We start from the raw sequence: 25,706 nt of genomic DNA, 5'->3' as shown, positions 1-25,706 counted from the left end.
CGCTTCAATGTGATAGTTGAGACTGGAATTGCTAGGACTGAGAGTTAACAGGTACTGAAATAACCGGTACTAAGATAATTGTTACTGAGATAGATAGACTAAGTATGCTGTCATTTGCGGGCAATGGTACGCCAAAATCCAGCCTCTGGGCATCCTGCTAAGGGCGTACACAGCCTGCATGGATGCAATAAAGCAATATTGCTGGTAGACTCCCGCCGCTTATTACAACTTAAGCTTTATTCCCCGCTTTATTTGACAGCAAGGCATAACGGTAATGATCCGCGTACATGCAGCACAGGCACGACCAATCCCAGGGCTGATGACTCCACCCTAGGTTTCCCCCTTCCCAGCGATACGCCTCGACACGTTCATTACGTGGTCACGGCGTTGCGGCACGCTATTGCCGTTCTTCCGCCTCAATGGCGGGTTGACTAATCGATCCCGTATTTTGCGTTGTTAGTGAACACTCGCGTGTAGCTTTTTTGGTGGCGCGTAATGCTACGGCTCGGCTTATCTTGAACTTAAACAGTGGACTCCCAATGGCTCTTTTCAGTAAGCAAGAGTGGTTTTCCAATATTAAAGGCGACACGCTTTCGGGAATTGTGGTCGCGTTGGCGCTCATTCCCGAAGCAATCGCTTTTTCAATTATTGCGGGTGTTGACCCTAAAGTTGGCCTCTACGCCTCTTTTTGTATTGCCGTCATAATTGCATTTACAGGCGGCCGCCCCGGCATGATTTCTGCCGCTACCGGTGCCATGGCGCTACTGATGGTGACGCTGGTACGCGAACATGGTCTTGAGTACCTGCTGGCCGCAACGTTGCTAACGGGTGTGCTGCAAATTGTGGCAGGTTACTTAAAGCTCGCCGAACTCATGCGCTTTGTATCCCGTTCGGTGGTTACCGGGTTTGTGAATGCGCTGGCAATTTTGATTTTTATGGCGCAACTGCCCGAGCTGACGAACGTTACGTATCACGTTTATGTCATGACCCTGGCAGGGCTTGGGATTATTTACCTCTTCCCTTACTTGCCGGTTATCGGTAAATCCATTCCTTCACCTCTTGTGTGCATCGTGGTGCTCACCGCCGTGTATATGATGAGTGGCATGGATATTCGCAGCGTCGGTGATATGGGCGAGCTGCCCGATACCTTGCCAATCTTCCTGTGGCCGGACGTACCGTTAAACCTTGAAACGCTATGGATTATTTTACCTTACGCGTTGATGCTCACAGTCGTTGGCCTGCTTGAGTCGATGATGACTGCCACTATCGTTGATGATTTAACCGATACGCCCAGCGATAAAAACCGCGAATGTAAGGGCCAGGGCATCGCCAATATTGGTTCAGGTTTAATGGGTGGTATGGCGGGCTGCGCCATGATTGGTCAATCGGTGATCAATATCAAATCCGGTGGTCGTACGCGTCTTTCAACGTTAATTGCAGGTGTTGTGCTGCTGCTCATGGTGGTGTTTCTCTCCGAGTGGGTATCACAAATCCCCATGGCTGCGTTGGTCGCGGTGATGATTATGGTGTCAATCGGTACCTTTAGCTGGGAGTCGATCCGTGACCTGAAGAAGCATCCTTTAAGTACCAACATTGTCATGCTGGCTACCGTAGCGGTCACCGTCGGCACGCATAACTTAGCCATCGGTGTGTTTGTTGGTGTTCTGCTAGCGGCAATGTTCTTTGCCAACAAAGTCGGCAATATTCTCTATATCGGCTCAAAAGAAGTAGAACCCGGTAAGAAGCGTGAATATCAGGTGATAGGTCAGGTATTTTTTGCCTCATCAGAACGTTTCATGGCCGCTTTTGATCTCAAAGAGAGTATCGATAAAGTTACTATTGACCTCTCTAAAGCGCATTTTTGGGATGTTACCGCTGTTCAGGCACTCGACCGGATAGTGATTAAGTTTCGCCGCGAAGGCACCGAGGTCGAACTCATTGGCTTGAATGAAGCGAGCGCGACCGTCGTTGATCGCTATGCGCTACACAATGATCCAGAGGCTGTCAAAAAGCTCATTGGCGGCCACTAATTAAGCTTTAGAGTTAGTATAAATATCTTCTATAACTGCCTTTCTCCTAGTGAGTCGGGCGGTTTTTTATGCCTATAAAGCGAAAAAACACTTCATCAAATAATGCTCATATTGCAATGCAGTTCTATGCTGGTAGTCAGGTTGTTACCTATTTACTCACTGGAATAGCGCGAGGAGCCTGCCTTGAACATGCCTACGTTGGAAAAATCGCCTGTTGGCTTTGATGAAGATTCTCCCTCCCATCGCTTTATCGCAGAATTACTGGCCAAAGCCGATATTCAACTGAACGGTGAGCGCCCGTGGGACCTGCAATTAAAAGCCCCTGGTGTTATTGATAGCGCCCTTGCGCGAGGCAATCTGGGACTTGGTGAAAGCTATATGAAGGGGGAATGGGACGCCGAACGGCTAGACGAGCTGTTTTTTCGTTTAATGCGTGCCCAGATTGCGCAGCGTATTAAGCCTACCCAATTGATATATCACTCTTTGCGTTCGCGCCTGCTGAATCGTCAAACGGCAAAGCGAGCGTGGGAAGTGGGCGAAAAGCACTACGATCTTGGCAATGACTTCTACGCAGCCATGCTCGACCAGCGAATGACTTACACCTGCGGCTACTGGAAAAATGCCCGTACGCTGGATGAGGCCCAGGAAGCGAAACTCGATCTTATCTGTCGCAAGTTACAGCTGAAGCCAGGGATGCGCGTGCTTGATATTGGCTGCGGTTGGGGGAGCTTTATGGCTTATGCTGCTGAGCATTATGGCGTTGAGTGCGTGGGCCTTACTATCTCTAAAGAGCAGGCCGAGTTCGGTCAGCGGCTGCTTAAAAAAGGTTTGCCTGTAGAGTTTCGTTTGCAGGATTACCGAAATGAATGTGAGCAGTTTGACCGCATTGCCAGCATTGGCATGTTTGAGCATGTGGGACATAAAAACTATCGCGAGTATATGAGCGTCGTTAATCGCTGCTTAAAAGATGAGGGGCTATTTTTACTGCATACCATTGGCAAGAACTTAAGCAATACGGTGACGGACCCCTGGATTGATAAGTACATTTTTCCCAATGGAGAATTGCCCACCTTAGGGCAAATTGCAGAGGCCGCTGAGACGTTGTTTGTTATTGAGGATGTACATAATTTTGGCGCTGATTATGATCGCACCTTAATGGCATGGCACCAGAATTTTGAAACCCACTGGCCGACCTTTAAAACACAGTATGGTGAGCGCTTCTATCGCATGTGGCGTTATTACTTGCTTATATGCGCGGGCGCTTTTCGGGCTAGGGAGATCCATCTTTGGCAATTGGTGATGAGTAAGCAGGGTGTGCTAGGCGGGTATTTCCGAATCAGTTAGTTTTTTTCAGGCAATAGCTTGCTAGGCACCCAGCGCAAGTAAGCCACCATACCAAATAGCTCTACCAGTGATTGAAAAACAATCACCACCACCGCTGCTTGCCATGCACTGGGTAATGTAAGCGCAATGGGCAGCATCACAAATGAATTACGGGTGCCAAAGCTAAACGCCAGGGTTCTGGCGCTAGCGGTGGGCAGTTTAAACAACTTGCCTAACCCTTTACCCAGCATTGCCGCAAAGATCAAAAAGCTAATAAAGATAAATACCACTTGAGCCAGCACGTGACTAAGCCCAACAATGCTGTTTACCTGCGATGCGGCAATCATAAAGACGACTAAAGCCAGTAACGGCACCGGCATAAGCCCAAGGCATTGAACGCCGCGTTCAACTGCTTTATAGCGTCGGGCATAGTATTCAGTGAGCCACGCGAGTATTAAAGGTATAAGAATAAGGCCAATAAAAGCACTTACTAGCGCCGTAGAGAGCGCAATTTGGAACCACTCTTTGCCCAAAAATAGCCACAGGTAACCAGGTAGCGCAATCATTTGTACCAGCAGCAGTAGTGGGGTAGCGGCAACGGCACGGGCAGTATCTCCTTTGCCTAAGTGGGTAAAGGTAATAAACCAGTCGGTGCAGGGCACTAATAGCACCAGTAAAACTCCCGCCAGCACAGCAGGAGATAGCGGCAGCCATAAAACGATAAGCGCCAAAAAGCGGGAATGGCAATAAAATTACCCACCATGAGCGCGGCCATAAAGCGCGTGTCTTTAACGCTACGGGCAAGATCCAGTAGAGGTATTTGGGTAAAGGTGGTGTAAAGCAGTAGGCCCAATAAAGGCCACAGCCACTGTTCAAAAATCACCGATAAGCCAGGCGTTTTGATACCTAGCGTTAAGCCCATGGCAATAAACGACAGGTATAGCCAAGACTGATGCTTTTCCAACTGATCACGCATGCTGGTTCATTCTGTGGCCTGTTTGGTTAGTGTTAGTAGCGAGACAGCGCCAATCGCTCACCAAGGACGGCAGCACCTAACCAAAGCGGCAAACTGACAAGAATATACACGAGTGCTATCCACGCTTGCCCCAGTTGCACAAGATGCAGCGTCTCTAAGCTAAACAGTGAAAAGGTGGTAAAACCGCCGCAAAAACCAGCGACCAGCAGGGGTTGGAAGCGCGCCAGCTGGCGACGGGGCGAGCGCGAAATAACGGCGGCCAACCAGCCAATTAAGCACGACCCCAGGATATTGACGATTAACGTTCCCCAGGGGAAGTAGCCGCCCAGCGTAGCGAAGGACGCCAACGATACGCCATAGCGCAGTGCGCTGCCTATGCCGCTGCCGATGCCTACTGCAAGGTACGTTTTCCAGGCGCTCATAGGGTACCACCTGCTAGTAGCCAGCCCAGCGTCACCATTACTAAACCAAGCGCAAGCGTGGTGCCCACATTGAGGGCTGCGCGCAGTTGCTGGCCGCTCTGCCATAGCTCAATGGTTTGTAAACTAAAAGAGGAAACGGTGGTGTAGCCCCCGAGCAGTCCGACCACTGTAAACAGCCATAAAGGCGACATTGGCAGCGTAGGAATGGCTAAGGTAGCTAAAAGCCACCCAGCCAGAAACGCACCGCTGGCATTGACTGCAAGTGTTCCCCAGGGAAAGGCTTTGCCTAAAGAGTGTGCGAGCAAATTTGAAATGGCAAACCGCCCCATTCCGCCTAACGCACCGCCGATGGCCACTAACAGTACGCTGGTGATGCTATGCCCCATGTTTTTCTCTCAGCCAGTATCAAAAAATGGATAGTCGGCAAAGTGTAACATGAGTAATAGCGCCCACTAGGGGCGCTAGAGGGTGCCGTGATGAAGGCTAAATCGTGGCTGTGGCTGCCTGTACGTCTGCAGTGCTTCTCGCCGTAGGCTTGGCAATATTAATCCCCGACAATAGCGCTTTTAGAGAAGCGCTTACCGTGTCGCTGTCCTCAGCAACCGCGCAAAGGCGTTGACCATCGATATTGAGCTGCACAAAGGCTATCGCATTGGCCTCGCTGCTGGCGCCTAGCGAGTGTTCGCTGTAGTCGATAATGCCTACGCTGCTGCCCGAGTAACGCTGCCAGGCATCAGTAAAAGCGGACATGGCGCCATTGCCTTTGCCTGTGAGTCGTAGTAGTTCGTCGCCTTGAGCTAACGTGATCTCAATGCCTTCCTGCTGACCTTTTGAGAGCCGGTAATCGACTAACGAGAGCGGTGCTTCTTGAGTGAAGTTGTCGAACATCACCTGACGAATCATTTCGCTGGAGAGTTCGCTGGCGCGCCGCTCGCTCTCTTGCTGCACGTAGGGCGCCAAGGCGAGCATCATCCAACGCGGTAGGTTAATGCCGTAATCGCGTTCAAGCAGAAACGCCATGCCGCCCTTGCCGGACTGGCTATTGACGCGAATCACTGCTTGGTAATCGCGCCCGATATCGTGAGGGTCGATAGGCAAATAAGCCACTTGCCACGGCTCGTCGGGTTTTTGATGCTTGAGGGATTTGCGAATGGCATCCTGGTGGCTACCGGAAAACGCGGTGTAGACCATTTCGCCCACCCAGGGGTGGCGTGGATGCATGGCGATACCGGTACACTCGTTGACCACCTGAATAATTTCGTCTGGATTTGAAAGATCCAGTTGGGGATCAATGCCTTGGCTATAGAGGTTCATCGCCAGGGTGACGATATCCATATTGCCAGTGCGCTCGCCATTGCCCAGCAGGGTGCCTTCTACTCGCTCAGCACCGGCTAGCAAGGCGAGTTCGGCAGAGGCTACTGCGCCACCGCGATCGTTATGGGTATGCACCGAGATAATCACGCTGTCGCGGCGACTAATATGCTGGCAGAAGTACTCAATTTGGTCGGCGTGATGATGTGGCCCAGCGACTTCCACGGTAGTGGGAAGGTTAAGAATACATTTATTGGTGGGCGTTGGTTGCCATACATCCATCACTGCTTCGCAGATCTCCAGGGAAAAATCGATCTCGGTGCTGGAGAAGCTTTCCGGGGTGTACTCGAAACACCACTCTATATCAGGGTATTGGTCGGCGTAGGTTTTGACCCAGGTAGCGCCTTGTACCGCAATATCCACGATACCGGCGCGATCCATCTCAAACACCCGCTCGCGCTGGATGGTTGAGGTAGAGTTATACAGATGCACAATGGCCCGCTTGGCGCCCACCAACGAGGCAAACGTTTTCTCAATTAAGTGTTCACGACACTGCACTAAGACCGCAATGGTCACGTCGTCTGGAATTTGATCTTCCTCAATCAGCCAGCGCACGAAGTCGTAGTCGGGCTGGCTGGCGGAGGGGAAACCCACCATCACTTCTTTGATACCTACTTTAACAATCTGCTGCCAGAAACGCTGCTTCTGCTCAACGGTCATCGGTTCAAGTAGCGCCTGGTTTCCGTCGCGTAGGTCTTCGCTCACCCAGATGGGGGCGTGTTCCAGATCACGATCCGGCCATTGGCGATTGAAGGCAGGCACACGGGGCGCCGGGCGATATTTGCGATGATCGAAAGCAGGCATGATGGATTTCCTAAACATAGCAGTGTAGACATGGCAGGGTGATTGGATCGGTTGCTTGTGGCGACCGTAGTAGCTTGTTCACTGTTTTTGGCAGTTGACTTAGTGTAAAAGGATTGGCGCGCTAGGTTCTTGCGAAGATAGGGATAATGGAGGGATAATTGGCAGAGACTATCTTTTAAGTAAATATTTTTGGCAGGAGCTGCTTTTTATGGCCGTAGCGCCCCTCATGTTGGATCGTTTTGATCGCCATATCTTAGATATAGTGCAGTTAGAAGGGCGCATTAGTAATCAAGAATTGGCGGATCGTATCGGGCTGTCTCCTTCGCCCTGTTTACGCCGCGTGCGCGCCTTGGAAGAGCACGGTTTGATATTACACTATCGTGCCGAGGTGGATGCTCGGCAGCTGGGTTATCAGTTAATGGCGTTACTGCATATCTCCATGGATCAGCATACGCCTGAGCGGTTTGATAATTTTGAGCGTCATATACGCGAGATACCCAATGTGGTCGAGTGCTTGATCATTACCGGACAGGCGGCTGATTTTCAGCTCAAGATTTTGGTGCGGGATATGGACGACTACCAACATCTGCTGCTGCACGTAATTAACCGTATTGAAGGTGTCACCGGTGCGCATACCAGCTTCGTGTTGCGGCGTGTGTTTGAGCATCGGCCAGTGCCCACGGATAAAGGTTGATGCACAAGGCCGCTAAGCTTAGAAAAGCTAGTTAAAAAGACACTCGCTAGCCAAGGAGTTACCAAGCGGTTTAGACTGATTTTTTTATACATTTTGGGATTTTGCACCATGACTATTCAACGACACGATACAAAAGCCCGCATGAGCCGCGCTGTGATTCATCAAGGGGTGGCATATTTGTGTGGCCAGGTAGCTGGCCCTGAGGCTCGCAATGGCGATATCACAGTACAAACAGAAAGCATGCTGGCGCGAGTGGATGCGCTGTTAAAAGAGATTGGCTCAAGCCGTGAACAGTTGCTGAGCGCGACGGTTTATTTAAAAGAGGGTGGTGACGTTACCGCCATGAATGCAGTGTGGGATACCTGGGTACCCGAAGGATACGCACCGGCGCGCACCTGCGTATGCGCACCGCTCCCCTCAGATGAACTCAAAGTGGAAATTACCGTCACCGCCGCTGTGAGCTAACAGCTTTCTATTCACCCCTCTCGACTTACCCTTAACTATTTAACAGGCTTTTCCAGCGGAAAGCGGGTGTCGCGTAGGCTGTCTTTGATCTTCTTAAGGTGCGGTAGAAAATCTTCACCGCGCCTTAAGGTAACGCCTGTGGCCAGCGCATCAATCAGCGTTAACTGAATGACGCGTGAGGTCATCGGCATGTAGTGGTCGGTGTCTTCGGGCGTGGCAACATTTAGTGTAGCGGTACACTCATTAGCTAGAGGGGAGTTAGGCGCGGTAATACCAAGTACCACCGCGCCAGCGTCTCGGGCAAGGCGGGCAATATCCACCAACTCCCGGGTGCGTCCGGTGTAGGAGATAATCACCACCACATCCCCTGTATGACACGCTGCCGCCACCATGCGCTGCATCAGTACATCAATGTAGGCCATCACCGGTAGGTTAAAGCGGAAGAACTTATGTTGGGCATCTTGGGCAACAGCCCCGGAAGCGCCTAAACCAAAAATGTGAATCTGCTTAGCCTGAGTGAGATAGTCAACCATGCGCTCAACGGCGGTGATATCAATTTCACGCTGGGCTTCATCCAGGGCCGCAATGGTAGCGCCAAAAATTTTGTGGGTGTACTGAGTAGCAGAGTCGCCGGGTTCCACTGCCCGCGTCACATAAGGGGTGCCGCCTGCTAAGCTTTGGGCAAGTTTGATTTTAAAATCTGGGTAGCCTTTGGCGCCAAAATTGCGACAAAAACGGTTGACTGTTGGTTCGCTCACGCTGGCTGCCTGGGCCAAGCTAGCAATACTAAGGCTGGTGGCTAACGTTGGGTCCTCAAGAATTACATTGGCGACTTTACGCTCCGAGCGGTTGAGTTCTTCTAGACGTTCGCGTAAGCGGTCAAGTAAGTCATGAGCCATTGATGATCTCCGGGTGAGGTGTGGAACTAAGTGGCTTCCATTCAGTGCACCATGTCACAAATGCTTCCGCCGGTAGTGGTCGGGCATAAAAATAACCTTGCGCAGCTTCACAGCCGATGGAACCCAAGTACGCTGCTTGTGCTGAGGTTTCAATGCCCTCGGCCACCACATCGCAGCCTACGCTGTGGGCTAATTGTGTGATGGTGTGCGCTAGTTGGCGGTCAATTTCATTGGTTTCAAGATCCCTAACAAAGGCACGATCAATCTTTAACGTCGAGAAGGGCAGCGTTTTAATATAGGCCAGCGACGATTGACCAGTGCCAAAGTCGTCAATGGCAACGGCTATATTCATATCGGCTAATTGGGCAAGCTGCTGCCGTGCGTGATTCATATCGCTCATTAGCCCCGATTCGGTCACTTCAAGGGCTAAAAAACGTTCGGGAATTTGCTGCTCTGCTAAGCGCGCCAGCAGTTGTTGGGCAAAGTCTTTGCGTGTTAACTGTCGTGCGGCTACGTTGACAGCAACGTGGAAGTCGTCATTAAGTAGACCCAGCGCACGCCATTTAATGATATGGCGCATAGCTTCATCAAGCACCCAGTCACCTATTAAGAGAATATCACCACTGGCTTCTGCTAGCGGAATAAACTCGCTAGGTGAAATAAGACCGAGCTCAGGGTGCTGCCAGCGTAGCAGAGCTTCTGCGCCAAGAATTTTGTGATCAGCCAGCGAGATTTTAGGCTGAAAGGCAAGTGACATCTCACCACGCTGGGTAGCGCCACGAATGGCCTGTTGTAGATGCAACTGATGGCGCTGCTTCTCTTCCAGCGCTGGGGTGTAGCATTGAACGAATAGCGACTCTTGGGGTGGTAGCGCTAATGCAGCCATGTGTACCAGTCTTTCAGTGTCAAAGTAGCCTTGTTCTCCGCTAATCCCAATGCGAGCGCTAACGGGTAGTAGGAGGTCTCCTAGCGCCTGATCTTGCTCGAAACACTCAAGTATCCGATCAGCTAATTGAAGTAGCTTGCCTTGATTAGCAGTCGGTGTGATGACCAGCAGTTCGCTACCGCCCCATAAGCCAATCAGGCAATCAGCGTCGAGCGTTTGGCGAAGCTGCTGACTTATAAAATACAGCAACTGGTCGGCTATCCGGTAACCGTGCAGCCGCACAATATCATCCAGGCGATCAAGGGCGATAAACAGAAGCCCGGTTCCGGAGGCTTGCAGCGAGGCCGCTTGAAGGGCTTGATCTAATCCACGCCGATTGGGCAACTGCGTAATCGGGTCGGTGCGTGACTGCCAATCCAGCTCTTGAGTGCGCTTAGCAATCATCAACTCTAGGTAATCAGCTTGTTTGTCGCGCATTTGGTAGCGGTGCTCAACGTTAAGCGTGTTGCGTATCCGCTGCAGGACTTCATCTTGCTTGAAAGGCTTGGTGATGAAGTCACGTACTCCCATGGCGAGAGCGCGCTGGCGAGTGTCATCATCAATTTGAGCTGTCAGTACAATGATCGGCGGCATCTGCTCGGCGAAGTGCTTGCGTAATCCATTAATAACCGCATAGCCATCTAAATGTGGCATGCGGATATCTAAAAGCAGCAAGTCTGGTAAATGCTGTTGGCAGTGGGCAATTACTTCTCGGGGGTCATTAATGCCATGAACATTTTCGAAGCCATACTCATCAAGCAAATCGAGAATTAATGCAATGTTGATCGTGTTGTCGTCGACCACTAATAGGTGTTTTTCGGTAAGGCTCACGGCGCCTTCCTTAACGCAGGACGTAAGTACTGGTTGAGCGTTTTACTGAGTGTGTCAATATCAATAGGTTTGGTGAGGTAATCGGCAAATCCGGCAGCTAAGCCATAACGCAGGTCGCGCTCCATGGCGTTGGCAGACAGTGCAACAACATTGATATGTTTGAGTCTGGGATCTTGTTGCATCACCGCTAGCGCTTGATAACCGTTCATGCCGGGTAAATGAATATCCATCAGCAATAAATCGGGCATTGAGTGACGCATAATTTCAAGCCCCATTTCAACGGGCGAATCTAAAACCTGTAAAGCATGCAAGGCCGCCAGGCGTTCTGCTTCATTATGAGGAGTATCTGGGGCTTGCATGGCCTTTCCAAAGCAGTGAATTTATAAAACATACCATAAGGTCGTTATAACGATAGCTAATTAACTATCGGTCACTAAGACATAAGCTTTAACCGACGCCTAAAAGTTTCATTAGCCAGCGTCGGTAAGGCGGATAAAGCATACGGCTTAGGTTTCGTTTAGGTTGAGTAAACACACTGCGCATATGACTGAATCGCTCAAAACCATGGCGGCCGTGATAGGCGCCCATACCACTTTCACCGACGCCGCCAAAGGGTAGCGAAGGTACTGCGTGGTGGAGTAACGTGGCATTAAATACCAGTGCACCTGAGTGCGTTTCATGAAGTAGCTGTTGCTGTAAGCCTTTTTCATAAGTAAACGCATAAAGTGCTAACGGGTGCGGGCGTGCATTGACATAGTCTATGGCAGCCTGCATATCGCTTACGCCAATCACTGGCAGGCAGCGGCCAAAAATTTCTTCACGCATTACCTGCAGGTCTTGATGGGGGTCGATAATTAACGCAGGGGCATGGCTGCCTTGGTCGATGACCCTGCAGCCATGGTCAGCAGCTTCAGCCAGCATGGCCTCCAGTCGCTGTTGGTGTATGGCATTAATCGGCTGGGTTGCCGCTTGGTCGTCGGGGCGCTGCTGTTGAATGGCATGGCTTAACGCTTTAACCAAGTCGCTAATACGGCGGCTTTCGACCAGCACATAATCCGGGGCGATGCAGGTTTGTCCGCCGTTCATGGCTTTACCGAAAATAATCGCTGCAGCAGCTTCGTCCAGGTTCGCATCGCCCGCGACGATAGCGGGGGACTTGCCGCCAAGCTCCAACGTAGTAGGCGTTAAATTGGCTGCAGCCGCCTGCGCGACCTGACGGCCTACCGCCGTAGAGCCGGTAAACACTAAGTGATCAAACGGCAAGTGGCTAAAGTGCTGCGCTACCTCTACACCGCCTTCCACCACGTGGAGCTCTTCCGGGGTAAAGTATTGTGGCACCAGTCGTTTTAGCAGTGCGCTGGTAGCTGGGGAGTGCTCGCTAGGCTTTAGCATAACGACATTACCCGCGGCAAAGGCATCCACCGTGGGCATTAGCGCCAAGCTCCATGGGTAATTCCAGGGCGACATCACGCCTACTACGCCCAGTGGCTGAGGTGTGACTCGGGCACGGGCAGGCATGAGCCGCAATGGCATAGTGGCGGACACGGGGCGCATCCAGTGCCATAAATGACGTTTTGCATGGCGGATAGCGTGAATTACCGCACTGATTTCAGCCATGCGTATTTCAACGTCACTGCGCTGACCAAAGTCCGTCTGAATGGCGCGTATAATCTCGAGCTGATGATGTTGGGTCATGCGCGCTAAACGGGCCAAACGGTCGCGGCGAACCTTCAGCGATGGGTAGGGCATCTGGCTGGCAGCTTGGCGCTGCGTTTGGAAGTCTCCCATTATGTCGCGCGTCATGACCTCTCCTTGTGTGCCGCTACCGGCGTTTAGCAATATGGCAATTTATACAAGCTGTTTATACAAACTATTTATGCAAAACATTCAAGTAAATGGTTTGTATGAGTTGTTGGTGTGACTAGTTAGTGTGACTAGTTAGTGTAAAGTGACGCAGACAATTTTACATCGCGTTAATCCTGCGCTTGCTGTCACGCTTATGCCCACTATTAGCTCTGCACTCCCTTGGAGGTGCTATGTTGGAGGTGCTATGCCGTTAAGCCCCTTGTCGTTATCCATTCTACCTGCCATTGGTGCCGTAACGGCAAACCAGTGGGATGCGCTGGTAGATAACGATCAGCCTTTTTTGCGTCATGCCTTTTTACACGCCCTAGAGGCCAGTGGTTCGGTCAGCGCAGCCACTGGCTGGGAGCCATGTCATTTAAGTGTATGGCAAGGGGAGCAATTGGTCGCAGCAATGACGATGTACCGTAAGCAACACTCCTACGGGGAGTATGTATTTGATTGGGGCTGGGCAGAAGCCTTAGAGCGTGCTGGCGGCCGCTACTATCCTAAAGCACTCAGTGCCGTGCCGTTCACGCCGGTTCCCGGGGTGCGCACGCTAATCGCAAAGCACGCCGATGCAGATGCAGTGCGAACGTTGTTGGCCGAGGCGTGGCGTGAACAGTGTGTTAGCCAGGCGCTTTCTAGCTGGCATCTTCTGTTTGCAAATGAAGAGGATATAACCGCCTGGCAAGCGCAGTGCCCCGAGCTGATCACTCGCGAGGGCGTGCAGTTTCAGTGGCGCGACCGTGGTTTCGGCGATTTCGATGGCTTTTTAGCAAGCCTTACCTCGAAGCGGCGCAAAATGATCAAGCGCGAACGGCGCCTGGTCGACGACCAAGGTTTAACAGTATCGCGTCTGGAGGGTGAGGCCATCACTGCAGCGGATATGGCACACTTTTATCGTTGTTATACGATTACGTACCACGAACGTGGCCGCCCGCCGTACTTGAACCATGATTTTTTTGAGCGGCTTCGCCTGAACATACCGGAAGCGCTGGTGCTGGTACAAGCGTTTCTGGATAAGCGCCCGGTGGCGGCCGCGCTCTATTTTCGGGGCACCGATACGCTCTATGGGCGCTACTGGGGGAGTGAGATAGTCGCTGACTGCTTGCACTTTGAGGCGTGTTACTACCAGGGGATTGATTACTGCCTGGAAAATGGTTTGATCCTGTTTGACCCAGGCACGCAGGGGGAACACAAATTAGTGCGCGGTTTTGCTCCCCAGCGAGTGCGCTCGTTGCACTATATTCGCCACCCAGGGCTTGCTGCCGGTGTCGCCCAGTTTTGCCAGGAAGAGAGCGACCATGTCAGCGCCTATCGTGAAGCGGCGTTTGACGCGCTGCCATTTAAATAAACCGGGTTAATAAACAGAGTTAATAAACAGAGTTAATAAACCTAGCTCGCTGGTGTTGCTCCTAGATGGCATAATGCGCGCCCATAAGCGTGACGATGCAAATTAATTTCAGCCGATAGTGACCAGGAGAGCAGCAATGCGCAAATGGCTAGTGATAACGTTGCTCGCAGTGTTGGCCCTGCTTCAGTATGAGTTGTGGTTAGGCAACGGCGGCTGGAGAGATTTGCAAAATGTAGAGCAGCGCGTGGCCGTTCAAGAGGCAGCCAATGTGCCCATGCGGGAGCGTAATGCTCGGCTAGCGGCAGAAGTAATGGATTTAAAAACCGGTTTAGATGCCATTGAGGAGCGCGCACGTAGTGATATGGGGATGGTGCGTACCGACGAGCAGTTCTTCTGGGTGCCAGGCGTAGCAATCGAAACGGAACTGATGGGTATTAATGCGGGCTTGATAACCCAGGAGCCTCGGCAGTGAGTCAACCGTGGCTGATTGTGCCTGCGGCTGGCCAGGGTCGCCGCATGGGTGCAGACAAGCCTAAACAGTATTTAACCCTATTTGATAACCAGCCCATACTGGCGCATACGCTGGCGCGCTTGCACAGTGCCTTTCCTAGCGCTCGCTTAGTGCTTTGTTTAGATGACGATGATCGCTGGTTTTCTCCTAGCTGGGTACCTTTCACTGATTGGCAGCGGGTGCCGGGTGGCCGTGAGCGTATGGACAGCGTATTAAATGCCCTGCATGCGATGGTGGCTCAGACGGACGACATAGTAATGGTGCATGATGTTGCCCGCCCATGTATTACACCGGGCGACCTGCAGGCACTTTATCAAGCCGCATCGACTCACCCGGCGGGCGCTCTTTTGGCGATGCCGGTGGCGGATACCATGAAACGCGGTGATGCACAGTGCCTAAGTGTGCGAACGGAGCCACGTGATGGCCTATGGCACGCGCTAACGCCCCAGGGCTTTCGCTACTCACTATTACGCCGCGCCTTGGAAATCGCTCGCCAGCAAGACACGCTGGTGACGGATGAAGCGTCGGCGGTTGAGGCATTGGGCGAATGCCCGCAATTGGTAAGCGGCCGGCGTGATAATGTGAAAGTTACCCACCCAGATGACTTAGCGTTGGCTGCCGCGATTATGGCGGCGCAAGCCGCTCATACGCCTGAACGGTCTTGTTAATTAGGAGCTTATAATGCGTATTGGCCATGGATTCGATGTACACCGCTTCGGCCCCGGCGACCACCTTATGATCGGTGGGGTAAAGCTGCCGTTTGAACATGGCTTTATCGCCCATTCCGATGGCGATGTGCTGCTGCATGCCATTAGCGATGCGCTCTTGGGGGCCTGTGCGCTGGGTGATATTGGCCATCACTTTCCCGATACAGATCAGGCATGGGCAGGGGCTGATAGCCGTGAGCTGCTGCGCCACGTGGTGAGTCTTGTCCGTGCACAAGGTTATGAAGTAGTTAATCTCGATGCCACGCTCATGGCACAAGCGCCAAAAATGGCACCTCATATTGAAAAAATGCGGGCCATTATTGCTGCCGACGTAAACGTTGAGCTTGGACAAGTGAACGTTAAAGCGACCACCACCGAGCGGCTGGGCTTTACCGGGCGCGGAGAGGGCATTGCTGCTGAAGCCGTTGTGCTGCTTAATCGCGCAGGCGCTGAATGATTAATCTGACTGATTGGCAACGCAGCCTAGATGCTCAATTTGGCCCGCCTAAGCCAGGCCAATATCGTGCCCAGCCGGAAGATTTCTGGGTAGACGAGCAGCTCGATTTTACCCCCGAAAAACATGGGGAGCACTTATGGTTACGCGTTGAAAAGCGTAACCAAACTACCTTGGATGTGGTAAAGATATTAAGCCGGGTTTGTGACGTGACACCTCGTGACATTGGCTATTCCGGTATGAAAGATCGCATCGCCGTGACACGCCAGTGGTTAAGCGTACATTTACCTGGGAGAGATGCACCGACAGGGCTTGAGCAGTCGCTGAATGAACTAGGCGTTATAGTCGTTGAACAGGTGCGTCACCCGCGTAAACTCAAGCGTGGCGTACATCGTACTAATCGGTTTGTTTTACGCATTAGCGGTGCTGCGATTAACAGCGAAAACTTTATCCATCGCTGGGAGATGCTCTGCCAGCACGGTGTGCCTAATTATTTTGGTCCCCAACGTTTTGGTCATGAGGGGCGAAACCTTCAGCGTGCAGAGGCGTTACTTAACCGAGGTTGGCGTAAACGTGACGACCGCCAGGGTATGATGCTCTCTACGGCACGCAGTTTTTTGTTTAATGAACTATTGAGTGCTCGTTTGGCGGATGGCACCTGGTGTCAGCCTCTGTCGGGCGATACCTTGATGCTGGACGGCACGCAAAGTGTATTTAATGTCGATGCCGCTGATGCAACGTTGGCTGCGCGTGCTGCCGAACTGGATGTTCACCCTACCGGTGTGATGTGGGGAGTTGGTGAGCCTAGTCAAGGTGATGCGGCCGTTTATGAAGCTCAACTGTTAAAACAGCACCCTGTGTTATGTGGTGGTTTAGAGCGTAGTGGGGTAAAACAATCACGCCGAGCACTGCGAATGCGGCTGCTTGAGCCTCAGCTTGCGTGGGAGACTGATACTGTTCAACTCTCATTTGCACTACCACGCGGAAGCTTTGCCACGGCCGTACTTGGCGAGCTGATGTTAGTGAACTGACAGTTGTGAGCTGACTCAGCCACCAGCGCAGGAATGATCAAGGAGACCTGCTATGCGGCGACTGCTGCTTTCAAATGATGATGGAGTGCATGCACCTGGACTGCGGGCGCTTTATGATGCGTTATTAGCTCATGCCAATATCCGTGTTGTTGCTCCTGATCGGGACCGTAGCGGCGCCAGTAATTCGCTTACCTTGTCGCGACCACTTTCTTTAACATCACTTGATAACGGCTTTTACAGCGTTGATGGCACTCCCGCTGATTGTGTCTATTTGGGCGTGCATGGAGTGTGGGACGAAAAACCGGACCTGGTCATTTCAGGCATTAATCACGGCAGTAATCTTGGTGATGACGTGCTCTATTCTGGAACGGTGGCAGCGGCCATGGAAGGGCGCAATTTAGGCATGACCGCTATCGCTATGTCGTTGTGTGGCGAGCGCCATTTCGACACCGCGGCAAGGGTCGCTGCCACCTTGATTGGTGCCGCTGATCAGCTTTCACTACCGCCGCGTACGCTGTTGAATGTTAATGTGCCCGACGTGCCTTGGGAGGAGATCAAGGGCGTTAAGGTGACACGTCTGGGCTATCGTGGCCCGGCCGAGAAGCCGTTAGCGGTTCAGGATCCGCGTGGGCGCACGCGCTACTGGATTGCGCCCGTCGCGGCGAATGCTGATGACGGTGAAGACACCGACTTTGCTGCCATTGAAGCAGGCTATGTGTCTATTACGCCGCTACAAACAGATCTTACGCGCCACCCCGCGCTTAACGATGTACAGGATTGGCTGGATGTATTCGCCTGATCTATCCCCAGGTGAGCTGCGCGGTCGAGGAATGACCTCTCAGCGCACCCGTGACCGTATGGTTGAGCGCTTACAACAGCAAGGCGTTAACGATGTGCGAGTACTGGAAGTAATGGCCAGCGAGCCTCGTCATCTATTTATTGATGAGGCGTTGGCCCATCGTGCCTACGAAGATACCGCTTTGCCGATTGGTTTTGGTCAAACGATATCACAGCCATTCATTGTGGCGCGCATGACAGAGCTTGTCTTACGTGCCTCACCTCGAAGGGTGTTGGAACTGGGCACAGGCTCAGGCTATCAAACGTTAATTCTGTCGCGGCTGGTAGAGGAACTTTACTCCATTGAACGCATTGGTGCCTTGCATGAACGTGCAGTGGAGCGTTTGCGTCGGCTGTCAGCGCCGGCCACGCTAGCAATAGCTGACGGCGGCTATGGTTGGCCTGAAGCCGCCCCTTTTGATGTTATTTTGCTAACCGCCTGCGCCCAGACACTGCCCACATCTTTGTTAGAGCAGTTAAGTCACGACGGGGTGCTTATTGCCCCTCTGGAAGAGCCTGATGGTAGCCAATGGCTTACTCAGGTAAAACGCATTGGAAGTGCCTTTGAGAAACGTCGGCTTGAGCCTGTACGTTTTGTACCTTTACTGCAAGGAGTAGTGGATTGAAGCGGCGACCCTTGGGAATATTTTTACGTGGCGCAGGGATGGGCGCTGCCGATGCGGTACCTGGCGTATCGGGAGGTACAATTGCCTTTATTAGTGGTATTTATGAAGAGCTGATTAACACCATTAAACAGTTTGGCCCAAGTGCGATTGGGGTCTGGCGCCAGGGGGGCTGGCGAGCCCTTAGTGTGCACTTGAACCTTGCTTTTCTGGTGCCGCTGTTAGCGGGTGTTGCCATCAGCTTGTTTAGCGTAGCGCATTTGGCGCTTTGGTTAATGGAGGCGCACCCGCTGTTGTTGGACGGCTTCTTTTTTGGCCTGGTGGCGGCATCAGGGTTAGTGGTTGGTCAGGCTAGTAGCAGATGGAAATTATGGTATCTACTGCCGTTAATTGTTGGCTTGTTGTTGGCTCAGGCGTTACCAGGCATGATGCCGCTGGTGCTGTTAATCGGCAATGAAGCGGTGGTCGTCATGGTTGCAGGCTGTATAGCAATAAGCGCCATGCTATTGCCGGGCGTATCAGGTAGCTTTCTATTGCTCACAATGGGACTCTACGGCACCATTATGGGTGCCATTCGCAGTTTTGATATTGGGATTATTGTGCTTTTCGGCATGGGCTGTGTCGTGGGTCTCGCGCTTTTTTCACGATTTTTATCATGGCTATTGCGACGTCATCACACCGCTACCATGCAACTACTATTAGGCTTTATCGTCGGTTCGCTACCGGTACTGTGGCCATGGCGAGAATTACTACGCTATCAAATTGGACCCGAAGGGCAAATGATTCCTCTCGATCACCGCTATTTGTTGCCCGCTGACTACGCCGCATTAACCGGCGCCTCAGCACAAGTGGCTGGAGTGATCGTGCTCATGGCCTTGGGAGCACTGATTGTCGTGCTTCTCAACCGGCATGCCGTTCGTCGGCCAACTGAGTCTCAACCTAGCGCTGAAAAGGAGTAGCTTTATATGCAACTGCATATGCGTAAAATTTTTATGATGTCGGCGCTGGCATTGGCAATTGCTGGCTGTGCTAACCAACAAGGCGGTTCTCCCCAAGTGCGTGATTTGAGCGATGCGCGGCAGGCGGTAGAGAGTTCGCCCCAATATACGGTGAAAGCAGGCGATACCCTTTATGGCATTGCTTGGGAACACAATCTGGATTATCGCCAATTAGCGGCAATGAATAATATTGACGCGCCTTATCAAATTCGCCCAGGGCAAGCGATTGCACTGCGCGAAGGTGCTCCCTCGACCGCCAGCAGCCAGCCGCCTGCTACTGCGTCTGCCTCAGGTAGCCGCGGTGTCGTAGCGACGGGGCTTCGGCCACAGACCGCCTCAGTGGCGAGTGAAGAGCAAGAGCTGGATTGGCTATTGCCGGATGAATCCGCCATTCAGCGTAACCAGCGCCTCACTGCTGAACGCGAGGCTGTAGATGCTGCAGAGCAGGTGGCCGAAGCGTCTATTAGTAGCAGTTCGCCAGCGGCTGTGTCAGAACCTGAACCCGAAGTGGTAGCGGCTGTTTCCGAGCCAGAGCCAACACCTGAGCCTGCTCAGCAGCCCGCCCCTCAGCCAGAATCTGAGCCGGAGCCACAGCCACAGCCACAGCCACAGCCACAGCCTGAACCTGAAGCCGCTCCAACAACAGCTAGCGTAGACCGCTCATCACGCACCTACACGCCTGTTGATACGGTAAATTGGCAATGGCCTACTGACGGGTCCGTAGAAGGGGAGTTTGGGCAGGGTCAGAGCATTACTGCCGGGATTGATATCACCGGCCAAAAGGGGCAACCTGTTAGAGCAGCGGGGCCTGGCATTGTGGTCTATGCGGGCAGTGGTGTAAGAGGCTATGGCAACCTCATTCTTCTCAAACATAACGACCAATACCTAAGTGCTTATGCGCACAACGATAGCTTGCGCGTTAAGGAAAACGATGTTGTTGAAGCCGGGGAGGTAATTGCCACGATGGGTGATAGTGATGCTGAGAATGTCAGGCTGCACTTTGAAGTGCGTCGTGATGGGCAGCCTCAAAACCCCTTAGACTTTTTACCTTCCCGCTAACCTGATTTACAGGTGCAAGGGGGTAAGTGCTGCTTAAAGTGGCGCCGTTTTACTTGGAAGTTGCCCGAATGGTTGGATTCGAGCGTCATATAACAATTGTCACATAATAATATGGTATGCGTTTTAGAATGCATGCCTTTGACTTTACAAATGGCGGGTAGGCGACATAACGAGGGGTAAGACCATGAGTATGTTGGAGAAGGATCTACAGGAGGTTGACCTGGATGCTGTCGAAGAGGCACTTGAAGACACCGATGATGACGTCACGGTAGAAGAGGATGCCTTTGAAAAAGCACTAGGGCGTGAGGATCGTCAATCGAACCAAAGCTTGGATGCTACGCAAATCTACCTCAACGAAATCGGTTTTTCGCCACTTTTAACGCCGGAAGAAGAAGTCTATTACGGCCGCTTAGCACGCAAAGGGGACCCGATGGGTCGCTCGCGGATGATTGAATCCAACCTCCGGCTAGTGGTGAAGATTGCTCGCCGCTACTTAAACCGCGGTTTAACGCTGCTGGATTTGATTGAAGAGGGCAACCTTGGCTTGATTCGTGCGGTTGAGAAATTTGACCCTGAACGGGGCTTCCGCTTTTCAACCTATGCCACATGGTGGATTCGTCAGACCATTGAGCGTGCGCTAATGAACCAAACGCGTACTATTCGTCTGCCGATTCACGTGGTGAAAGAGCTCAATATTTATCTGCGTGCAGCGCGTGAGTTAACGCAAAAGTTTGACCATGAAGCCACTGCTGAGGAAATTGCTGAACATCTTGATAAACCGGTCGAGGTGGTAAAGAAGATGCTCGGCCTGAATGAGCGGGTATCATCAGTTGACTACCCGATGGGGGGCGAGAGCGATAAGCCGCTGATTGACACATTGGCTGACGATGAAGTGCAAGGCCCAGAAGCGTGTTTGGTGGATGGTGACGTTAAAGAGCACGTTGACCTTTGGCTGGATGAACTGAGCGAAAAACAGCGTGAAGTCGTCGTTCGCCGCTTTGGTCTGCGTGGGCATGAGTCCGCCACTTTGGAAGAGGTGGGCGCAGAAATTGGCTTAACCCGCGAGCGTGTTCGCCAAATTCAAGTGGAAGCGCTCAAGAAACTACGCCGCTCACTGGAAAAGCAGGGCCTCTCTCTGGAAGCTCTCTTTGAAACTTAAGTGAAAGCGAAGCAAACCTAAGCGGTACGTAAGCAAAACAGAAGCGAGACCATGCATGCGCCCGCTAGAGGCTCATATTGACCTGGACGCCTTGCGTCATAACTATCAATTGGCGTGCCGCTGCGCGCCGCAAAGTCACTCTGTGGCGGTGATCAAAGCCGATGCCTATGGTCACGGCGCTGTTGCCTGTGCCAAAGCACTGGAGAGTCAGGTGCCAGCGTTTGCCGTGGCGTGTATCGAAGAAGCGATGACGCTTCGCAAAGCCGGTATTTCCAAGCCGATTGTGCTGCTCGAAGGCATCTTTAGCGTGGATGAGTTAACGCTGGTGGATGCCCAAGGCTTTTGGATCGCGGTTCACAGCCAGTGGCAGGTCGATGCGCTGCTAGCAGCTACGCCGCGGCAGCCAATCCCGGTATGGTTAAAAGTCGACTCGGGCATGCATCGCTTAGGCTTTTCGCCCAACGAAGCCGCTGACATCTGGCGGCAGCTCCTAGCCGCGCCTAATGTAACGGCGCTCCATCTAATGAGTCACTTCGCCACGGCTGATGCCCAGGATAATCACTATTTCAGCCAGCAAATGGCCCAACTTCAGGCGCTAGCACGGGATTTGAAAGCGCCACTGAGTTTGGCTAATTCACCGGCCACCTTGGCGTATCCGGTGGCGCACGGTGACTGGAATCGGCCGGGCGTAATGCTGTATGGCAGTGACCCATTGGAAATGGCCAATGAGATCAGCCAGCAGCTAAAGCCGGTAATGACGCTGTGCTCTGAAATTATTGCGTTACGCCAGCTGGACGAAGGCGAGCCCGTGGGCTATAGCGGGCGCTGGCGTGCCCCGCGGCCTTCGCGCATCGCAGTGGTTGCCTGCGGCTATGGCGACGGCTACGATCGCCATGCCAGGGATGGCACGCCCGTGCTGGTCAATGGTCAGCGCTGTGCTATTGCCGGCAAAGTGTCGATGGATATGCTCACTATCGATGTGACAGATATACCTGATGCCACGCTTGGCAGCGAGGTAGTGCTTTGGGGAAGCTCCAGGAATGGTGCCGTTCTCAGCGTAGATGAAGTGGCGCAGCACTGCGATACGATTAGCTATACGCTATTAACAGGGGTACTGCCAAGGGCGCCGCGGCGTTATCATGGCGGTTCTGCTTAATCGGTTGTTGCTATGTCGAAATCTCGTTATCCGCGCTCGTTTGCCCACCCTCGCTATTGGCCTACTTGGTTAGCGATAGGGTCGATGTATGTAGCTGCCTGGTTGCCCTGGCGATTGAAGATCATGATGGGTAAAGGTCTTGGGCTTCTGGCATGGCGTTTTGCCAAGCGTCGCCGCCATATTACCCGTACCAATATTGCACTGTGTTTTCCGAACAAAAGTGCTGATCAGCAGCGGCAGTTGGTGAAAGATACTTTTATCGCCAACGGTATTGGCCTAATCGAAACCGCAACGGGCTGGTGTCGGAATGCTGAAGGCTTGCGCCATCGAGTGGCCTATCAAGGTCAGGAACACCTCGTCCGCGCGAAAGCTCAGGGCAAAGGTGTATTGGTAGTGGGTATTCACTTCTCGACGCTGGATTTAGGTGGTGCGCTGCACTCGTTATTCTATCCTGCGGATGTGGTCTATCGCGCCCATAATAATCCGTTGTTTGAGCGTTTTATGACCCGTGCGCGCTCACGTATTTTCGGTCAGGCGATTGATCGTCATGACCTGCGCGGCGTGGTAAGGCGACTCAAAGCGGGCCACATTGTCTGGTATTCGCCAGATCAAGACTTTGGCCGTGATGTGAGCGTGTTTGCACCATTGTTTGGTCAGCAAGCGTCCACCATTCGTCTAACTGCCAAAATAGCGCGTATGACCGGTGCGCCCGTCGTGCCGCTGATGTTCCATCGCAACCCAGATAATCGCACCTATACCATTGAGTGCTTACCATCGTTCGATGGCTTCCCCAGCGGTGACGAACAAGCAGACGCGGCAAAGGTGAATCAATTTATTGAGCTTGCTATACGCAAGCACCCAGAACAGTACCTTTGGTTGCATCGCCGGTTTAAGACCCGGCCCGAAGGCGAACCGAGTGTTTACTAAGATATTGGCTATCTTGCTCCGTTTTTAAGTCATTGATTTAAAATAAAAAAACCGGCATGTAGCCGGCTTTTTGACACTCACTGGCTAATATCAATCCAAATTACGCGAGTAGAAGATTTCCAACATCTCTTTGCGTAAACGACTTTCGATATCCCGCGCTTCTTCAAAAGTAATATCGCGGCGCGACGTGCCGAACAGATAATTATCTAACTCAAAGTCTTTGAGCAGCATTTTGGTATGAAACATGTTCTCTTGATACACATTGACATCAATCATTTGGTAGGCCTGCTTGGTATCTTCTGCCAAATAGTCCTGAATCGATGTAATGTCATGATCAATAAACAGTTTTTTACCGTCTACATCGCGGGTAAAGCCGCGTACACGGTAGTCCATAGTGACAATGTCAGAATCAAAGCTGTGGATCAGATAGTTTAGCGCTTTCAATGGGCTGATATGCCCACAGGTAGAGACATCGATATCCAGACGAAAGGTACTGATGCCATTGTCAGGGTGCGACTCAGGATAGCTGTGCACAGTGACATGGCTTTTGTCCAAATGGCCGACTACTGTTTCAGGCAGCGGGCCAGGGCCTGGTTGAATCTGCTCAGGAGCCGCGTCATCCAGTTCATGCTCAGCAATCAAAATGGTCACACTGGCGCCGTGGGGTTCGTAATCCTGGCGAGCGATATTGAGCACATGAGCGCCAATAATATTGGTGACGTCTTTGAGTATCTGAGTCAAACGTTCGGCATTGTATAGCTCATCGATATAGTCGATATAAGCCGCACGCTGCTCTTCAGTTTTGGCATAACAGATGTCGTAAATGTTGAAGCTCAGCGAGCTAGTCAGGTTGTTAAACCCGTGGAGTCGGAGATTGTCTGTCACGTCCGAACCTCCTTGTGGCAGATGAAGACACCCCGACGAGCCAGCGTCGGAACCGATAAGACATTGTCACCGTACTTAAATAGGAAGGTGAAACAAGCGGGCGTATTATGCCCGCCCTGGCGACGGGTTGCATCCGGCCAAGCCATCTTTTTTACGGTGGTCCAGTTTAATGCGCGCCAACAATCATCAAAAACGCTGGATACGGTCAGTGAGCGCTGGATGCGCCAAGCGCGGCTCAAGCCTCGATAATCTCGAAAGAGTGAGTGATATCAACGCCGCCTTTCACTAGCATGATTGATGCACTGCAGTATTTTTCGGCAGAGAGTTCAACGGCGCGCTGAACTTGCTTCTCTTTAAGAGCGTGACCTGTGACGACAAAATGTACGTGAATCTTGGTAAATACCGAGGGCACTTCATCAGCGCGTTCGGCATCTAGCTCTGCCACGCAATCGGTGACATCCGCACGTGCTTTATCAAGGATGTTAAGCACATCAAAAGCGGTGCAACTGCCCATGCCCATTAGCAGCATTTCCATGGGGCGTGGGCCGGTATTACGGCCACCCAGGTTGGGTGGGCCATCTATGACAACGCTATGACCACTGCCAGATTCCGCCACAAATTGACGACCGTCAGTCCATTTTACCCGTGCTTTCACGTTGCTCTCCTCATCTAGATGACGCAAGGTAGGTCGCGCAGCATAACATCTCTTGGCCTGCGCGCCTCTCTTCCCTGACTCCCTTACTTATAAGATGTCATTTAATGTAGCTGGCTTTCCAACGCGGCCAGTCGTTCCGGTGTGCCCACATCTACCCAGTAACCCGTGAAATACTCACCGCTTACCCGGTTCTCATCCATGGCGGCTCGGAGCAGAGGCGCTAGGGCAAAAGCGCCTTCGGGTTGCCCCACCAATAGCTTAGGGTGAATCACGCTAATGCCTGCAAAGGTTAAGCGTGGGGTGTCAGTTTGATTGACACGGCCTTCATTAAAGCCAAAGTCTCCATTTGGGTGATGGCTTGGGTTATCCACCAGCATCAAATGAGCCAAATCGGGTTCCTTTAGCGCCTGAAAAATGGGCAGGGCGTCGCACCACACGTCACCATTGATCAGTAGGAACGGTGCTTTGCCAAGCAGTGGCAGGGCTTTTTGAATGCCGCCGCCTGTTTCCAGTGGCGTGGTTTCATGGCTCCAGTGAATGCGAACGCCATAAGCGCTGCCATCGCCTAGGGCGTCGACAATCTGATCAGCACGGTAGCTGACATTGATGACGACTTCATGAATGCCTGCATCGCGAAGGCGCTCCAAGTGGTGCACGATAAGTGGCTTACCAGCGACGGGTAATAGCGGCTTTGGGCAGTGGTTGGTGAGCGGACGCATTCGCTTGCCAAGCCCCGCGGCCAGTATCATCGCTTTCATGGCGCAA

At 52.3% G+C, this 25,706-nt stretch carries 28 protein-coding genes; 16 read left to right on the top strand and 12 right to left on the bottom strand.

The features are described from left to right. The first annotated feature begins 539 nt into the window (after positions 1-539). Positions 540-2,030 (top strand): SulP family inorganic anion transporter, encoded by a 1,491-nt coding sequence (locus ACQKE4_RS04365; RefSeq protein WP_427387071.1) that lies wholly within the window; start codon positions 540-542, stop codon positions 2,028-2,030. A 189-nt stretch (positions 2,031-2,219) separates the two neighbouring features. Further along, positions 2,220-3,374, top strand: coding sequence for a cyclopropane fatty acyl phospholipid synthase (cfa, locus tag ACQKE4_RS04360; protein WP_427387155.1), 1,155 nt, complete (start codon positions 2,220-2,222; stop codon positions 3,372-3,374). On the opposite strand, the gene ACQKE4_RS04355 is transcribed toward cfa, so the two are convergent. The 5 genes from ACQKE4_RS04355 to ACQKE4_RS04335 form a co-directional block, all read right to left on the bottom strand. Continuing rightward, on the bottom strand, positions 3,371-4,024 hold the full coding sequence (locus tag ACQKE4_RS04355) for a hypothetical protein (RefSeq protein ID WP_427387070.1): 654 nt from the start codon (positions 4,022-4,024) through the stop codon (positions 3,371-3,373). The genes cfa and ACQKE4_RS04355 overlap by 4 nt on opposite strands. Then, positions 4,015-4,329, bottom strand: coding sequence for a hypothetical protein (locus ACQKE4_RS04350; RefSeq protein WP_427387069.1), 315 nt, complete (start codon positions 4,327-4,329; stop codon positions 4,015-4,017). Before ACQKE4_RS04350 ends, ACQKE4_RS04355 begins: the two co-directional genes overlap by 10 nt. Before the next feature lie 32 nt (positions 4,330-4,361). Further along, positions 4,362-4,751: a fluoride efflux transporter FluC gene (locus ACQKE4_RS04345; protein ID WP_427387068.1), complete on the bottom strand. Its 390-nt coding sequence runs from the start codon at positions 4,749-4,751 to the stop codon at positions 4,362-4,364. After that, a complete protein-coding gene (crcB, locus tag ACQKE4_RS04340; protein ID WP_427387067.1) occupies positions 4,748-5,137 on the bottom strand; it encodes a fluoride efflux transporter CrcB in 390 nt (129 codons plus the stop codon). The genes ACQKE4_RS04345 and crcB overlap by 4 nt, the downstream gene beginning before the upstream one ends. Before the next feature lie 97 nt (positions 5,138-5,234). Further along, positions 5,235-6,926: a 2-isopropylmalate synthase gene (locus ACQKE4_RS04335; protein WP_427387066.1), complete on the bottom strand. Its 1,692-nt coding sequence runs from the start codon at positions 6,924-6,926 to the stop codon at positions 5,235-5,237. Between the two features lie 208 nt (positions 6,927-7,134). Between ACQKE4_RS04335 and ACQKE4_RS04330 the strand changes: the two genes are divergently transcribed. Both ACQKE4_RS04330 and ACQKE4_RS04325 read left to right on the top strand, forming a co-directional pair. Beyond that, positions 7,135-7,620 (top strand): Lrp/AsnC family transcriptional regulator, encoded by a 486-nt coding sequence (locus ACQKE4_RS04330; RefSeq protein ID WP_427387065.1) that lies wholly within the window; start codon positions 7,135-7,137, stop codon positions 7,618-7,620. Between the two features lie 108 nt (positions 7,621-7,728). Next, positions 7,729-8,085, top strand: a complete 357-nt coding sequence (locus ACQKE4_RS04325) for a RidA family protein (protein ID WP_427387064.1) — start codon at positions 7,729-7,731, stop codon at positions 8,083-8,085. Positions 8,086-8,120: 35 nt separating this feature from the next. Here the strand turns inward: ACQKE4_RS04325 and ACQKE4_RS04320 are convergent, their stop codons facing one another. The 4 genes from ACQKE4_RS04320 to ACQKE4_RS04305 all read right to left on the bottom strand — a co-directional run bounded on the left by ACQKE4_RS04320 (position 8,121) and on the right by ACQKE4_RS04305 (position 12,543). After that, positions 8,121-8,984, bottom strand: a complete 864-nt coding sequence (locus ACQKE4_RS04320) for a MurR/RpiR family transcriptional regulator (RefSeq protein ID WP_427387063.1) — start codon at positions 8,982-8,984, stop codon at positions 8,121-8,123. Further along, entirely contained in the window at positions 8,974-10,740 is a 1,767-nt protein-coding gene (locus ACQKE4_RS04315) for an EAL domain-containing response regulator (protein ID WP_427387062.1), read from the bottom strand. The genes ACQKE4_RS04320 and ACQKE4_RS04315 overlap by 11 nt, the downstream gene beginning before the upstream one ends. Further along, the gene (locus tag ACQKE4_RS04310) at positions 10,737-11,099 is read right to left on the bottom strand and encodes a response regulator (protein WP_427387061.1); all 363 of its coding nucleotides are present in this window, start codon (positions 11,097-11,099) and stop codon (positions 10,737-10,739) included. The genes ACQKE4_RS04315 and ACQKE4_RS04310 overlap by 4 nt, the downstream gene beginning before the upstream one ends. Positions 11,100-11,187: 88 nt before the next feature. Continuing rightward, positions 11,188-12,543, bottom strand: a complete 1,356-nt coding sequence (locus ACQKE4_RS04305; protein ID WP_427387060.1) for an aldehyde dehydrogenase family protein — start codon at positions 12,541-12,543, stop codon at positions 11,188-11,190. Positions 12,544-12,790: 247 nt separating this feature from the next. Here ACQKE4_RS04305 and ACQKE4_RS04300 point away from each other — a divergent pair, with 247 nt between their 5' ends. From ACQKE4_RS04300 to lpxL, 12 genes are all read left to right on the top strand, one after another. Continuing rightward, positions 12,791-13,939, top strand: coding sequence for a GNAT family N-acetyltransferase (locus ACQKE4_RS04300; RefSeq protein WP_427387059.1), 1,149 nt, complete (start codon positions 12,791-12,793; stop codon positions 13,937-13,939). A gap of 136 nt (positions 13,940-14,075) precedes the next feature. Continuing rightward, positions 14,076-14,411: a cell division protein FtsB gene (gene ftsB / locus ACQKE4_RS04295; protein ID WP_290835361.1), complete on the top strand. Its 336-nt coding sequence runs from the start codon at positions 14,076-14,078 to the stop codon at positions 14,409-14,411. Continuing rightward, positions 14,408-15,118 (top strand): 2-C-methyl-D-erythritol 4-phosphate cytidylyltransferase, encoded by a 711-nt coding sequence (gene ispD / locus ACQKE4_RS04290; protein WP_427387058.1) that lies wholly within the window; start codon positions 14,408-14,410, stop codon positions 15,116-15,118. Before ftsB ends, ispD begins: the two co-directional genes overlap by 4 nt. A 13-nt stretch (positions 15,119-15,131) precedes the next feature. Then, a complete protein-coding gene (gene ispF, locus ACQKE4_RS04285; protein ID WP_427387057.1) occupies positions 15,132-15,614 on the top strand; it encodes a 2-C-methyl-D-erythritol 2,4-cyclodiphosphate synthase in 483 nt (160 codons plus the stop codon). After that, positions 15,611-16,642, top strand: a complete 1,032-nt coding sequence (gene truD, locus ACQKE4_RS04280) for a tRNA pseudouridine(13) synthase TruD (RefSeq protein ID WP_427387056.1) — start codon at positions 15,611-15,613, stop codon at positions 16,640-16,642. The genes ispF and truD overlap by 4 nt, the downstream gene beginning before the upstream one ends. A gap of 52 nt (positions 16,643-16,694) precedes the next feature. Then, positions 16,695-17,441, top strand: coding sequence for a 5'/3'-nucleotidase SurE (surE, locus tag ACQKE4_RS04275; protein WP_427387055.1), 747 nt, complete (start codon positions 16,695-16,697; stop codon positions 17,439-17,441). Further along, positions 17,428-18,105 (top strand): protein-L-isoaspartate(D-aspartate) O-methyltransferase, encoded by a 678-nt coding sequence (locus tag ACQKE4_RS04270; RefSeq protein ID WP_427387054.1) that lies wholly within the window; start codon positions 17,428-17,430, stop codon positions 18,103-18,105. Before surE ends, ACQKE4_RS04270 begins: the two co-directional genes overlap by 14 nt. Further along, positions 18,102-19,061 carry a DUF368 domain-containing protein gene (locus tag ACQKE4_RS04265; protein WP_427387053.1) on the top strand — a complete coding sequence of 320 codons (960 nt, stop codon included), beginning with the start codon at positions 18,102-18,104 and terminating at the stop codon, positions 19,059-19,061. Before ACQKE4_RS04270 ends, ACQKE4_RS04265 begins: the two co-directional genes overlap by 4 nt. A gap of 18 nt (positions 19,062-19,079) precedes the next feature. Further along, positions 19,080-20,159: a peptidoglycan DD-metalloendopeptidase family protein gene (locus ACQKE4_RS04260; protein WP_427387154.1), complete on the top strand. Its 1,080-nt coding sequence runs from the start codon at positions 19,080-19,082 to the stop codon at positions 20,157-20,159. A gap of 184 nt (positions 20,160-20,343) precedes the next feature. Further along, entirely contained in the window at positions 20,344-21,318 is a 975-nt protein-coding gene (gene rpoS / locus ACQKE4_RS04255) for an RNA polymerase sigma factor RpoS (RefSeq protein WP_427387052.1), read from the top strand. Between the two features lie 55 nt (positions 21,319-21,373). After that, positions 21,374-22,474 (top strand): alanine racemase, encoded by a 1,101-nt coding sequence (gene alr / locus ACQKE4_RS04250; protein ID WP_427387051.1) that lies wholly within the window; start codon positions 21,374-21,376, stop codon positions 22,472-22,474. 12 nt (positions 22,475-22,486) lie between these two features. Next, the gene (gene lpxL / locus ACQKE4_RS04245; protein ID WP_427387050.1) at positions 22,487-23,401 is read left to right on the top strand and encodes an LpxL/LpxP family Kdo(2)-lipid IV(A) lauroyl/palmitoleoyl acyltransferase; all 915 of its coding nucleotides are present in this window, start codon (positions 22,487-22,489) and stop codon (positions 23,399-23,401) included. Positions 23,402-23,491: 90 nt separating this feature from the next. Here the strand turns inward: lpxL and speD are convergent, their stop codons facing one another. From speD to murU, 3 genes are all read right to left on the bottom strand, one after another. After that, positions 23,492-24,286, bottom strand: coding sequence for an adenosylmethionine decarboxylase (speD, locus tag ACQKE4_RS04240; protein WP_427387049.1), 795 nt, complete (start codon positions 24,284-24,286; stop codon positions 23,492-23,494). Positions 24,287-24,521: 235 nt separating this feature from the next. Then, positions 24,522-24,941 carry an OsmC family protein gene (locus tag ACQKE4_RS04235; protein WP_427387048.1) on the bottom strand — a complete coding sequence of 140 codons (420 nt, stop codon included), beginning with the start codon at positions 24,939-24,941 and terminating at the stop codon, positions 24,522-24,524. A gap of 101 nt (positions 24,942-25,042) precedes the next feature. Further along, positions 25,043-25,699, bottom strand: coding sequence for an N-acetylmuramate alpha-1-phosphate uridylyltransferase MurU (murU, locus tag ACQKE4_RS04230; protein ID WP_427387047.1), 657 nt, complete (start codon positions 25,697-25,699; stop codon positions 25,043-25,045). Between the last annotated feature and the right edge of the window lie 7 nt (positions 25,700-25,706).

It is taken from the genome of Halomonas sp. NPDC076908 (genome assembly GCF_050269715.1).
Taxonomy (GTDB): Bacteria; Pseudomonadota; Gammaproteobacteria; order Pseudomonadales; family Halomonadaceae; genus Vreelandella.
Note: the sequence above shows the minus strand (reverse complement) of the source record. Positions and strands in the feature narration are given on the sequence as shown.

Bases quoted from the DNA above. Each gene is read 5' to 3' on its own strand.
- ACQKE4_RS04365 (WP_427387071.1), top strand. From the start codon at position 540: ATGGCTCTTTTCAGTAAGCAAGAGTGGTTTTCCAATATTAAAGGCGAC.
- cfa (WP_427387155.1), top strand. From the start codon at position 2,220: ATGCCTACGTTGGAAAAATCGCCTGTTGGCTTTGATGAAGATTCTCCC.
- ACQKE4_RS04350 (WP_427387069.1), bottom strand. From the start codon at position 4,329: ATGCGTGATCAGTTGGAAAAGCATCAGTCTTGGCTATACCTGTCGTTT.
- ACQKE4_RS04345 (WP_427387068.1), bottom strand. From the start codon at position 4,751: ATGAGCGCCTGGAAAACGTACCTTGCAGTAGGCATCGGCAGCGGCATA.
- crcB (WP_427387067.1), bottom strand. From the start codon at position 5,137: ATGGGGCATAGCATCACCAGCGTACTGTTAGTGGCCATCGGCGGTGCG.
- ACQKE4_RS04335 (WP_427387066.1), bottom strand. From the start codon at position 6,926: ATGCCTGCTTTCGATCATCGCAAATATCGCCCGGCGCCCCGTGTGCCT.
- ACQKE4_RS04330 (WP_427387065.1), top strand. From the start codon at position 7,135: ATGGCCGTAGCGCCCCTCATGTTGGATCGTTTTGATCGCCATATCTTA.
- ACQKE4_RS04325 (WP_427387064.1), top strand. From the start codon at position 7,729: ATGACTATTCAACGACACGATACAAAAGCCCGCATGAGCCGCGCTGTG.
- ACQKE4_RS04320 (WP_427387063.1), bottom strand. From the start codon at position 8,984: ATGGCTCATGACTTACTTGACCGCTTACGCGAACGTCTAGAAGAACTC.
- ACQKE4_RS04310 (WP_427387061.1), bottom strand. From the start codon at position 11,099: ATGCAAGCCCCAGATACTCCTCATAATGAAGCAGAACGCCTGGCGGCC.
- ACQKE4_RS04305 (WP_427387060.1), bottom strand. From the start codon at position 12,543: ATGACGCGCGACATAATGGGAGACTTCCAAACGCAGCGCCAAGCTGCC.
- ACQKE4_RS04300 (WP_427387059.1), top strand. From the start codon at position 12,791: ATGCCGTTAAGCCCCTTGTCGTTATCCATTCTACCTGCCATTGGTGCC.
- ftsB (WP_290835361.1), top strand. From the start codon at position 14,076: ATGCGCAAATGGCTAGTGATAACGTTGCTCGCAGTGTTGGCCCTGCTT.
- ispF (WP_427387057.1), top strand. From the start codon at position 15,132: ATGCGTATTGGCCATGGATTCGATGTACACCGCTTCGGCCCCGGCGAC.
- truD (WP_427387056.1), top strand. From the start codon at position 15,611: ATGATTAATCTGACTGATTGGCAACGCAGCCTAGATGCTCAATTTGGC.
- surE (WP_427387055.1), top strand. From the start codon at position 16,695: ATGCGGCGACTGCTGCTTTCAAATGATGATGGAGTGCATGCACCTGGA.
- ACQKE4_RS04270 (WP_427387054.1), top strand. From the start codon at position 17,428: ATGTATTCGCCTGATCTATCCCCAGGTGAGCTGCGCGGTCGAGGAATG.
- ACQKE4_RS04260 (WP_427387154.1), top strand. From the start codon at position 19,080: ATGCGTAAAATTTTTATGATGTCGGCGCTGGCATTGGCAATTGCTGGC.
- rpoS (WP_427387052.1), top strand. From the start codon at position 20,344: ATGAGTATGTTGGAGAAGGATCTACAGGAGGTTGACCTGGATGCTGTC.
- alr (WP_427387051.1), top strand. From the start codon at position 21,374: ATGCGCCCGCTAGAGGCTCATATTGACCTGGACGCCTTGCGTCATAAC.
- lpxL (WP_427387050.1), top strand. From the start codon at position 22,487: ATGTCGAAATCTCGTTATCCGCGCTCGTTTGCCCACCCTCGCTATTGG.
- murU (WP_427387047.1), bottom strand. From the start codon at position 25,699: ATGAAAGCGATGATACTGGCCGCGGGGCTTGGCAAGCGAATGCGTCCG.